Raw genomic sequence first — 12,399 nt, 5'->3', positions numbered from 1 at the left:
TGACAATCTCGATGATGAGGATGGGGAATTCTATGAACTCCACTTAAGTGACTTGGGAATTACAGAAACCGATGAATATGACATACTTGTTGAATTCACTAAAAATGGTGAACTATTAGTTTATAACAATAGGGCTCTTGCTGTTGGAATGGTTAATATCCGATCTCATGAAGAGGATGATGAGGGAGGATTAGCAACCTTCGACAGTATCGACATGCTTGTATTTAACATAAAAGTCAATGAGAATGTAACTGGCTTTGCAAGACTTTCTGTTAATGGCAATCTGGTAGGAGATAGAATCAGTTTTGCTGATCTTCGCTATAGCACTCATGCTCCTGATGACGGTCGCCAAATTGTATTGAATGACTTGAATATAGGTGAATCAGGTCAATATCAGGTAAGAATTGAAGTATATGATGAAAACGATGAGATATTGGCCGACAAGGATATTGAATTGCTTGTTGAAGTTGGCGAAGATTCCGTAAGCTTTGAAGATGGAGGATACGGATGTGAAGCCTTTGACGTAATCAGGTTCTCTATAGGCACTCCACTTTCAGCTGGACAATGCTACAACATTTACTTCAACGGCAAAAAGGCAGGTAACTTCACCGCTAACGGTATAGTGATTTTCGATGAATATCTGGATGAAATATTTGATGTCAAATTAATGAAAGGCGGAGATTATGATGTAAACGTGACATTCTTCGACGGCGAAAATGAAATTCCTTTCGATACCGGTTCATTTTCAATTGAGCAATTGGAATTATCCCGCGATAAGGATGTTTATCTTTTCGGAATTGATGACACCTTAGTGTCATTTAAACTTGATTATCCTGTTGAAGGCGCTAGACTGGATGCATATTACCTCTATAACTGGGGTCCTCAAGGCATGGATGGGGACATGCTGTTCAATCCGTTCATCGATGATGGAATATTGGAACTCGTTAAAGATGGAGTGCTTACATTCGAAGCGGCATGGTCTATGGCTGGAAGCTATAATTTTGAAGTGGGCACCAATTACATATATGTCACATACAGATATGATAATGATGGCGATGATTATCTATATCAATTTGGAGGCATAATTGCCATTGAGGTAGTTGAACCGGTTGACCCTGAGCTGACTATCACCGTCACTAACGTTTCCCAGGGCACTGATGCGGTAATTACAATCACAACCAATGAAACCTTCACAGGTAACGTTACAGTTTATATCGGAAATGGCGTTTATGAAGTGGCTGTTGTAAACGGTAAAGGTACACGTAATCTTTCCACTGTTTTGGATGTTGTTCCTGGAACCTATGATGCTGAAGCTAAGTTCAAGGCTACAGGTTTATTCGAAAGCAGCAGTAAAACCGCTAAATTTACAGTAACCTCCAAACCTTCTGAAATGGACCCTAACTTGACCATCAGTGTTGCCGACATTACAGAAGGCGCAAGCGCAGTTGTCAAAATCACTACCCAAACCACATTCTCAGGCACAGTCACTGTTCAAATTGCAAACAGAAACTACACAGTGCCTGTTTCAAATGGTGCAGGCAGCATCTCAGTTCCTGGTTTGGCTGTAGGTTCATACACCGCAACCGCATTCTTCGCTGCAACAGACAAGTTTGATGCAAGCATAAAAGCAACCACTTTCAAGGTAAACAAAAAGCCTGATGTAATTAAATTAGCTCTCAAGAAGGTTAAAGTTAAAAAATCAGCTAAAAAAGTGATTTTGAAAGCTACTTTAAAAATCAATGGCAAAGCAGTCAAAGGTTTAGTAGTCACATTCAAATTCAACAAGAAAACCCTTAAGGCAAAGACCAACAAGAAAGGTGTTGCAAAAGCAAAAGTAAACAAGAAAGTGCTTAAAAAACTTAAAGTAGGCAAAAAGGTTAAAGTCAAAGCAATATACGGCAATGCTGTTGCTAAGAAAACTGCAAAAGTTAAAAAATAAGGATTTAATTCCTTATTTTTATTATTTTTTTTCAACAAGTCTATTGAATTCATCACCGTTTAAACAAAACCATTTATATTATTCAACTTCCATATATAATATTAACTAATACTATGGGGACGATATTTTGAAAATCAACAAAATTTTATTGGTAAGTATAATTTTGCTGACGATTTTTGCAATCGGTGCTGTTAGTGCTTCGGATGACGTTAACGGTACTGATGATGCGATTTTGGCCGACAACACTGACGTTCAGGACCTTCAGGCAGATGCGGATGAAGACGATGGGCAGTACACTGAAGTTGTTATCACCATACCTGAAGATGACTTTGAAATCGGAGAGGACAATACAATCGACATCGGATATCCTCTCAAAGACAAAGGAGGAATCCTGACTGTGAAAATCAATGGAAAGGATGCAGGCTTGAAGTATGATAAGGAGGACTTTAATATTTATGTTTATATTGATGGAACCGGTGCAAAAGGTCTCGTCTTGCCGGTAGTTGGCGATGATCAGGATGAAGATGAATATTCCATTTCACTGGACAAGCTGTCTCCAGGCACTTACAATGTTGAGGTAAATTATAAGGTAGGTTCTATAACACACTCCAAGTCAGCTACAATAAAGCTGAATCCGGAAGGATATATCAGTGAGGATGTTATAGTTGATGTTGAGGACACATACATCTACGGCAATTCCGCAAACCAGATTGCAATTACTGCACCTGATGATAAGATCGGTTCTTTGGTCATCAAAATCAACGGCGTTAAATACACTCCCTCCAAAAAGTCAAACGGTCAATACTACATCAACATTTCCAGTTTTGACCTTGGCGAATATGAAGTGGTCATTTCCTATGATGGTGAAGATTCAGAAGAAACCTTTGAGGTTGTAAACAATATCGATTATCCCGAAACAGTTGTCTGCGGCGAGTCCTATTATGTGGCACTGACATTGTATGAGACTGCCGAAGGAAATCTTACAGTAAAAGTCGATAATAATTTAATAGGTAATGAAAAGTTGGTAAACGGTAAGGCCAGAATTTTACTTCCTGACTTGAGCATAGGTTATCACGCCATTGAAGCAACCTACACCGGTGATGACTTTGACATTGAAGATGTAGAAGATTTAATTGAGGTAATACCTAAAATCATTGTTCCAACCGTCATGACTGCAGGCGAAAACAAGTATCTGACAATATACACTGGCAGTTCCCGAGGAACCCTAACTATTGAAACAGACTTTGATGAAGATGGTCCTTATGCGGTTGTCAATATAAGGGACAGCACCACTAGCGTTTCCCTTGCCAATCTCGATGACGGGGAAATCACAATGAACGTTATCTTTGAGGACAATGAAAAAAACAGATGGCTTGATGAGGATTACCATATCCAGGTAAATTCCGTTCCGGTAAGAATAGTCGGAACCCGTAACATTCAGATGGTCTATGATAGCGCTACAGTATACAAATTTACTGTTTACGGCACCAATTCAAGGCCTGCCGATACGGAGGACTTTATCGAAATCTATATTGGCAATGAAGATTATGATATTGATATAGGTGCAAACGGCGTTACAAGTTTCAAGATACCAAATTCAGTTGCTCCTGGAACCTATAAGATAAAAATCATTTATGAGGACAAGGTCTTTGAGAATACATTGACCATCAAGCACCTGTTAAAGCTCAAAAAGGTAAATGTCAAAAGAAATGCCAAAAAGATTGTTCTGAAAGCTTCCCTTAAAAAAGGTATGAACAAGAAAAAGATTATTTTCAAGTTTAAAAAGGATAAGTTCGTCGCTTATACCAAGCCAAATGGTGTTGCAAAGGTAGTTCTCGGTACCAAAACCCTGGATAAAATTAGAAAAGACAAGAAAGTGACTTATCAGGCAACTTACCTCAAGGACACTGTCACAAAGACTGTTAAAATTCAAGGTTAAGAATTAATTTTCTTAATTTTTTCTTTTTTTCTTTTTCACCAATATCATTTTTAACCATGCCCTATATATTATATACCATGAGGTTCAAGTGGATTATATCTTTGTTTTTGTTTGCTTTTTTAATCATGGCAACGGTCAGTGCACATGACAATCCCGACAACATCACCTCTCCAATTGAGGAAGAGATTGAAGGCAGTGATTTAAAAGACATTCATGTCACCTTTGACCAACAGATGTGGGAAGAGAATCTAACGGACATTGAAGTGGAATTGCCTGAAGATGCGGTCGGCAACTTTTCGCTCAAAATCAATGATGAGGTAATCTACAATGAGCAGATTACAGACAAATCATTCAAGGTTCCAATAAGGCTTCCTGCGGAAAAGTCCGTTTATGTCATCAACATCTATCCGCCATATGACATGAAGACCTATAAGGTAAGCGCATTTTACAATGCCATTGACCTGAACATTACACAGCCGCTGAAGGTAATGAAATATCCGCCGAACTGCAGTTTCCTGTGGGGATTTCCCGAAGAGATTCTTCAGCACTACAATGCCCACAGTTTCATAATGTTTCCAAGGTCAGCCGACGGATACTGTGAAATCTATGTCGATGACAGGTTCATAAACAGGACAAAGGTTACCGCTCCATTTTTCTCCCTTGAAGGCTACAATCTTCAAAATCTCAATTTGGGGGACCATACCTTAAGGATGGTCTATCTGGGAGACAATTATTACATGCCCGGTGAAAAGACATTCAATTTCAAAGTTACGAATGCAGTAATAGACATTCCAAAAACCCTGAACCTTACCCATGACGACTGCGTAAGCGTCAGGGTACTTGACAGTGCCAAAGGAAAGGTCTATGTTTATATCGACTCAAAACTGGTCTACACCGAACAGATAAAAAATGGGGATTTCGTATTGTCCCTGATTGATTATCTCAAATGTGACTCATCTGAAGTGACAGTCAAATTTGAAGGGGACTTTACACGCAGCAAAACCCAAAAGGTCAATATTGTCTATGATTTTGACGTATGGGGTGAACATTTCATATACGGAGAGGACAACCGCCTGGAAATCGACATGCCGGATAACCTCAACACCGATCTGCTGACAGTTCTCATTGACGGGGTCAGATATCCCTTCACCCATCCCGAATACATCATGAACAATCTTGTGGAAGTGGACATATCCAAACTGTCTGCCGGAAATCATACGGTCTTCATTTCATTTTCCGGGGATGAAAGACTTGCTGCAAAAAGCAAAACTGTCAACATAACAGTCAGCTATCTGATTCAGACCCCATTTGAAGTGGTGTTCGGTAAGGATTCAATCGTTTATCTTAACCTTCCGGATGATGCGAAAGGCAATCTGGCAGTCTATCTGAACGGCAAGCTCTTCACAACCGCAAAACTTCTAAACGGCCATGCCCAGGTCAATCTCAACAGTCTTGTTCCTGATTACTACAATCTCACTGCAGAATATACCGGAAGCGACTATGAGGTGAATCCTCTTTTTGATGTCATTGCGGCGGAGCCTGGGATAAGCATCACATACAGGCTTACAAAAGGCGAGGATGAATACATAACCGTAAGTGTTCCGAAAGGCTGCGGAGGATATGTAATCATCAACAAAAAAAGAATAACAATAAATGACGGAATCGCAAGGTATTCCCTCAAGAAATTGAAGCTTGGCGAACATGACATCTATATCGACTATTACGGTGCCAACGGATATAATTCAACCGAATACTATTGTGTTGTTACGGTCTTCAAGCCTAAGCTTAGGCTGGTTTCATACAGGCTGTATTCCGACAGCATTCATGTCAAGGTGAAGGTATTGAACATCAAGAAGCGCCCAATGGCAGGAGTTAAAATATCCTTCAAATTCAACGGCAAGAAATACTCAGTCAAAACCAACAGAAAAGGCGTTGCAGTCCTGAAGAAACCTCTAAAGATTAAGGTTAAAAAGCACAGGCTGAAGGTTGCATTCAGGGGAGCGAAACTCACAAAAACCCTGAAGGCAAGACATGCAATTAAATTGAACAGTGCAACTGTATCCAAATCTGCCAATAGGCTGAATCTGCAGGCAACTCTTAAAAATCATGTCAAAGGCAAGAAGGTTACCTTCAAATTTGCAGGAAAAACTTTTAAGGCAGTCACAGACAGGAAGGGTGTTGCAAAAATCACCGTTGGGGGCAATGTTTTAAACGGCCTCAATGTTGGCGGCAAGGTGTCTTATCAGGCAAGCTATAATGGAGATACTGTTAAGAAATCTGCAGTTGTTGTTCAATAATTTCAAATATTTTTTCACTTTTTTTAAATATTTTTTAAAATTTTTATTTTTAATTATTTTTGGTTTATTTTTTAAACAATATTTCCTAAAATATTATAAACTTGCATCTATATTCAACTTTTTTTTAAAAAATAATAATGCATAAATAACATTACATTCAAAACTATTAGTATATTCGAAAGAATTGACGTGATTATTATGAAGATTAAATATTTGATGATAGTTGGTTTAATATTGGCTATCTTAACAATAGGTGCTGTCAGCGCATCGGAAATATCTGATGACCTGGCAGTTGATGATGATAGAGACATTCAACAGGCTCCATTGGATGAAGATGATGAATTGGGTGATTCTGTCGATGTTGGCGACTTTTACGTCAGATATGAAGAAAGCATTGCTGTTAATTCAAATGATGATGTAATAAGCGTCTCTAACAGTGAAGAACCTGTTAAGGGCAATCTGACAGTCAATGTTGGAAATAGCGCCAAGCCGGTATATAATGCTGAATTTGACGAGTTTGATTATTTGTACTTATATGATTTGGGCATAGAGGAAGTGGGCAGTTATAAAATTCTTGTTAATTTCGTACCGACTTCCGGAAATGCGGTCAAGCTCCTTGATTATACCTTGAACGTCACTGGAGAAGAGGGATATGAAGGATTAGATGTTGAAATTAATGACATTTATATTCCGTTGCCATTATATGATTATAATGACGCATTTGTTGAAATTGAGAATTATGATGGCGTGGAAGGGAATATTCTTGTATATATTGATAATGAACTGTACTATAATAAAACTTTAAGTACATATGAAGTTCAAATCCAATTGTCCGACCTAAACAAGAGACCTAGCTTAACTAAGCATTTTGTTGAAGTCAAGTTTGATGATGGAGACAAGACAACATTAGTTAAATCAAGAACCGTTTCTGCGAGATACTCAATAGATATAGATTATTATGGAGATTTAGGTATTGGAATTCCTTTCGACTTGGAAATTTATGTCCCTAAGGATGCAACAGGGGATTTATATGTAATTTTCAATGGTAAAGAGATGAAAGTTTCATATAAGGATGGTGTTGGAAACTGCACTCTTGCGACCGATTCTTTAGAGTTAAACAAAACCTATAGGATATCTGCAGAATTGCGCAATGATGCGTACTATCCAAAAAAAGAGTTTTTTGAGGAGTTAACTGCATATCCAAGTATTGTGACTCCTTATTATTATATGGCTTTAGGTGAAACTCAATGGGTTTCAATTAATCTGCCAAGCAGTTATTCCGGAACATTAAAACTCTATAAGGCTAAACTTATTGGAGATCCTGAAGATCAGAACTATGTAAAAGACGGTAGTGCAATTGCCAGTGTTAATCTTGTCGATGGTAAGGCAGAAATTCCTATTTCCGGATTAAGTAAAGGTGAACATGATTTCATTTATGAATATGAAAACGGAAAGTATGTCTATTCAGACGATTTCTATGTGCTTGTTAAAGACAACACCGATGGAATTTCAGCAACTGTGTCTCCAACAGACATTGAAGTTGGAAACAGTGTTGCGGTTCAGATTACTGGTCCTAAAAATTTGACCAGGTCATTTGAGGTCTATGTGGACGGCAGGTATAACGGCAGGGTAAAGCTGTCAAATGCCAATACGATGTCTGTTGTATTGACAACTCCGGGCAAACATTATATTAAGGTACTGTATGATTATGAGGATTGGGAGGATTATCATTGGGATAAAGATGTATTCTACTCAAATACATTTGTTGTAACTGTTAATGCCAAACCGTCAGCTCCTGTGAGCCCTCCAGCTCCAAAGACTCAGGTAACTAAATTGACTCTTAAAAAGGTAAAAGTTAAAAATTCCGCTAAGAAATTAACTTTATCTGCAACTTTGAAAATCAATGGAAAACCTGCCAAAGGTAAGGTATTAACATTCAAATTTAACAAAAAAACTTTAAAAGCAAAAACCAATAAAAAAGGTGTTGCAAAAGTTAAAATCAAAGGAAAACTACTCCAAAAACTTAAAGTCGGCAAAAAAGTTACCTATCAGGTAAAATACGGCAAAACAGTTAAAAAATTAACTGCAAAAGTTCAAAAATAAGGATTCTTTTCCTTATTTTTTTTTAAATTTTTGATGATATTATGAAAGTCAAACATTTAATATTAATCAGCATATTTCTTGTGGTTTTAACAGTCGGTGCTGTCAGCGCATCCGATGACAACCAGACAAGTGTTGAGATTGTTGGGGATGCGGATATCAGTGAAGAAGTCATATCTGAGGCCGCAGAGGACATCGTATCCGACAGCAATGAGGAAAGCGTTTTGAAAAACGGCTCAGGTGCCAGCAAAATCACTGCCGCATTTCCAAGGGAAACTGCAAGAGGCAATGACTTGAGATTCAACATATATTCCTATGATGAGCTGGCGATAGGCAACATTTCATTAAAAATAGACAATAAGAATATTGATTTCAAGCTTAAAAACCATTATTCCGACTACTACATATGCGTCATCAGTGGCTTGGATTTGAGTTACGGCCAGCACAAATGGCAGATCAGCTATTCAGACAAGATAGTTTCAAACGGAACTTTGGCGGTTGAAAAGATCACCATGCCGACTTATCTTGAGGACGCTTACGTAAGTGAGGATGATGACAATCCATGGTTTTCCGTTCAGTTCTACAAGAATGCTCTCGGAACCGTATATGTCTACATTGACGGCATTCTCGTATATAAGCATGCATTGACTAAAAACGCCTATACCTGGTTCCCAATCGATGTCAGCTCCTCTTTGACATACGGGGAACATGACCTGAAGATTGTTCTTGACACAGGCTCATCAAAGGTAACACGTTCAGGCAAATGGAGCTACATATACAAAATAAACTACACATTCACCGAAGAGATTTCCGGTAAGGACTATATCGTATCCTTGAACGTTCCTGCCAACGTTTCAGGTAAACTGAATGTTGAAATCAACGGCAAAAAATATTCTGCCGATGCAGTCCAAGGCAAGGCAACCATCAGGGTTTCAAATCTTGCCGGAGGATACTACACCTCCAGAGTCACATTTGTAAGCGACGATGAAAATATCTCTCATACCTCTGAGGTAATGATCAAGCCGGCCTATAAGTTGGCTATGAATACTCTTAAAGTCAAAAAATCCGCAAAGAAATTGACCTTGAAGGCAAAATTGCTCATCAATGAAAAGATTGGCGCAGGAAAAAAGGTTAAATTCAAATTCAACAAGAAAACCTATAAGGTCAAAACAAACAAGAAGGGCATCGCCAAACTTACCATAAAGGGCAAGGCAATCAAAAGGCTCAAGGTCGGAAAGAAAGTCAGCTATCAGGTAAGCTACGGCAATGTTGTAGTCAAAAAAACCGCAAAAGTTAAAAGATAAGGAGTAAAATCCTTATTTTTATTTATTTTTTTTAGGCATCACATATATCTCATTTGCTTCAGGCATTTAATTCTAACCTACATTTAATTTAATTGAATATTCAATTAATCTGATTAATCACAGATTTCCAACTGTTTTTTTAATCATGCCTTGAATCCATTAACTTGAATCTCAAAGCTTATCTATTTTCAAAACAAAATATAATCCAATGGCTGAAAAATACATTAGAAAAAATGCCGCTTCATTCAGCATAGTCAAGGGCTCAAGAAATTACGGCAGGTTCACAAATCTGGATGATGCGGTTGCGATAAGGGATGAACTGATAAGTTGCGGATGGAATTTGGATTTGATTGATAGGATAATTTCCATTGAAGATGAATTTGGGGCAGTGGGAGTAATTGACGAGAGGATTTGCCTTCTTGGAAAGTTCAGGCAGATGCCGTCAGACGATACTGTCGATAAACTCTACAAAAAGCGTTTGAGAAACCCAAACAACTCGAAATATGGTCTTAATATCTTAAGGGTATTCGATACTTTCGTCATCAAAAAGATGATTGCAGGCGACGAGTATATCTTCGGAGTCTATGATCGTCTCGGCGATGCGGAGTTTGTGAGAAACTATCTTCTCGACAACAATTGGAATGTCGACAAATTCCAGCAAATCCAATATGATGAGGATACGGACACATTTAAAGTCGTGGAAGTCATTGACGACAGGGTATATGTTCTTGATTCATTCAAAAGCAAAGGTGAAATTGATCTCGACAGATGCCATGAGGAATTCCTTTCAAAAATCTCAAAGCACAGATATGGCCTTGCAAATCATGAATATCTCAATGAACTGACCGATAGGATTCCTGAACTTGAAGAGATGTTCAACGTAACTGCAAAGGATGATGTCTGGTCATTCGACAATGCCGAAGACCCATTGAATGACATAATATTTAATCTTACGCCATTTCAAAAGAGCGTATATGATGCAGTTGACGATTCGACATTCGATGAGATTAAAAGGTCTCTGATAAGGTTCAAATCCTCCAATTTCGACAAAAAAATTCAAAGGAATCTTGATGAGCTTGAGGATATGAATCTGATTCGAAAGGATGGCGAGGTCTACACAAAATTATAAATAAAATGTTAAATTAATATGTATATGTATCTGTTTTACAGATGCAAAGTTCTTTTTTGGTTTGAACTTTAAAAGGGGAGGTTTTGGTCTTATGCTCCCCTTTAAATGATTATTTTCTATCACTTAATAGTTCTCCAGCCACACCAATACTTTCTTTTGGATAGGCTTGTACTAAAACGGTTATTGCATCAATTGGCAAGTCGTATGCATCAGCAACAACTTCAGATACTTTTTTAACCATTTCTCTTCTTTTCTCAACACTTATTCCGTCGTTTCCAGCAATTGTTATAACAGGCATCTTATCACCATTAAAATATATTAACCTCTCCCAATATATAAATTATTAAAAGGATTTGATAATATGCTCGGTGAAGAAGAACTCGTTAAACTATTTCCGGATTTTGCAGATTTGGTACAGCCTTCAGGAATCGATTTGGAACTGGATAAAATTTACATACAGAAATCTGAGGGGTCTCTGATTGACAATGAGAAAAATCTGCCTGAAATTGAAGAGCTTGAAGGGGAGGTCTATACATTAAAACCGCACACCGCATACCTTGCAAGCATCAAAAGGAAAATCAAAATACCTAAGGGATACACAATGCTTTACCTGCCCCGTTCCACTCTTTTGAGGTCTTTCGTGTCAGTCCAAACGGCAGTTGGAGATCCCGGCTTTTATGGGACACTAATGTTCATGGTCTACAATCACGGCCAATTCGATTACAAAATCAAGTCAGGAGACAGGATTGCACAGGCGGTCGTCTTTCCGGTTAAGGGTTCAGGAGAATATGACGGCTCATATCAGGAAGTGGAAGAGTGAACGTATCTGAGAGAATAGTCGAAATCCTTGAAGAGGAAGGCATTTCGGATGTCTTCGGGATTCCGGGCGAGCAGATAATGCCCCTTTACAGGGCTCTGTCCGATTCAAAAATAAACCATGTTCTCACCCGCCACGAACAGGTTGCTGCTCATGCTGGCGATGGATATGCAAGATCTTCAGGCAAAATCGGTGTCTGCATCGCAACTGCATCTCCGGGAGCGCTGAATACGACAATGGCGCTGGCCACAGCATACAAGGATAACGTGCCTTTATTGGTACTTACAGGAGACAACGAGCTTAAATTCAGGGGTACTGACCATTTCCAGTCAACTCCTCAAGTTGAAATCTTCAAGCACATTACCAGACAATCCTATAATCCCCTAAACGGAACGGAAGCGATATTCATGCTGAAGGCTTCCATCTATGAGTTGAAAAACTTTCCAAAAGGCCCTATACATATAAATCTCTCCAAGGATGTCTTGCTTCAGGAGGACTTTGAAGATATCGATTTGTGCTATCTGTGTGAAGAGGACATGTCAAAGCTCAATGATGCACAGGATTTAATCGATAAATCCCAAAGGCCGCTTTTTATATTGGGTGCAGGGGCAATAGACGAAAGCGAAAGGATATCGCGCATTGTGGAGAAATATCAGATTCCGGTTACCACAACCTACCATGCAAAGGGAGCAGTCTCTGAAGACAATCCTCTTAATCTGGGACTGTCCGGCCTGCGTGCAACCGACCGGGGCAGATATGCATTTGAAAATGCCGACTGCATAATCGCTTTGGGAATCAAGGCAAGCGAAAGGACATTGCCTTACGTTCCTGATAATCTAATCCATGTTAACATAAATAAGGATGTTTTGATTGG

The 12,399-nt window shown here is 38.7% G+C and carries 9 protein-coding genes; 8 read left to right on the top strand and 1 reads right to left on the bottom strand.

All coding sequences use genetic code 11. From position 1 onward, the window contains the following. From ACJMLO_RS00450 to ACJMLO_RS00425, 6 genes are all read left to right on the top strand, one after another. Positions 1-1,939: Ig-like domain-containing protein (locus ACJMLO_RS00450; protein ID WP_405292838.1), on the top strand; the 1,939-nt coding region annotated here is incomplete at its 5' end. 127 nt (positions 1,940-2,066) lie between these two features. Then, a complete protein-coding gene (locus tag ACJMLO_RS00445) occupies positions 2,067-3,878 on the top strand; it encodes an Ig-like domain-containing protein (RefSeq protein ID WP_405292836.1) in 1,812 nt (603 codons plus the stop codon). Positions 3,879-4,003: 125 nt separating this feature from the next. Further along, positions 4,004-6,175 carry a hypothetical protein gene (locus ACJMLO_RS00440; RefSeq protein WP_405292834.1) on the top strand — a complete coding sequence of 724 codons (2,172 nt, stop codon included), beginning with the start codon at positions 4,004-4,006 and terminating at the stop codon, positions 6,173-6,175. A gap of 198 nt (positions 6,176-6,373) precedes the next feature. Continuing rightward, positions 6,374-8,278, top strand: a complete 1,905-nt coding sequence (locus ACJMLO_RS00435; protein WP_405292832.1) for a hypothetical protein — start codon at positions 6,374-6,376, stop codon at positions 8,276-8,278. Between the two features lie 41 nt (positions 8,279-8,319). Beyond that, complete coding sequence (locus ACJMLO_RS00430; RefSeq protein WP_405292830.1) at positions 8,320-9,579, top strand: hypothetical protein; 1,260 nt, start codon at positions 8,320-8,322, stop codon at positions 9,577-9,579. 208 nt (positions 9,580-9,787) lie between these two features. Next, complete coding sequence (locus ACJMLO_RS00425; RefSeq protein WP_405292828.1) at positions 9,788-10,708, top strand: hypothetical protein; 921 nt, start codon at positions 9,788-9,790, stop codon at positions 10,706-10,708. Between the two features lie 109 nt (positions 10,709-10,817). On the opposite strand, the gene dmpI is transcribed toward ACJMLO_RS00425, so the two are convergent. Beyond that, positions 10,818-11,006, bottom strand: a complete 189-nt coding sequence (gene dmpI / locus ACJMLO_RS00420) for a 4-oxalocrotonate tautomerase DmpI (RefSeq protein WP_405292827.1) — start codon at positions 11,004-11,006, stop codon at positions 10,818-10,820. A gap of 63 nt (positions 11,007-11,069) precedes the next feature. On the opposite strand from dmpI, the gene ACJMLO_RS00415 reads away from it, so the two are divergent. Together ACJMLO_RS00415 and ACJMLO_RS00410 are read left to right on the top strand one after the other, a co-directional pair. Then, the gene (locus ACJMLO_RS00415; protein WP_405292825.1) at positions 11,070-11,528 is read left to right on the top strand and encodes a dCTP deaminase domain-containing protein; all 459 of its coding nucleotides are present in this window, start codon (positions 11,070-11,072) and stop codon (positions 11,526-11,528) included. Beyond that, the coding region (locus ACJMLO_RS00410) for a thiamine pyrophosphate-binding protein (RefSeq protein WP_405292823.1) at positions 11,525-12,399 on the top strand (875 nt) is incomplete at its 3' end. The genes ACJMLO_RS00415 and ACJMLO_RS00410, both read left to right, overlap by 4 nt.

Source organism: Methanobrevibacter sp. (assembly GCF_045120835.1).
Taxonomy (GTDB): domain Archaea; phylum Methanobacteriota; class Methanobacteria; order Methanobacteriales; family Methanobacteriaceae; genus Methanocatella.
This window is presented reverse-complemented; position numbering and strand designations above follow the sequence as displayed.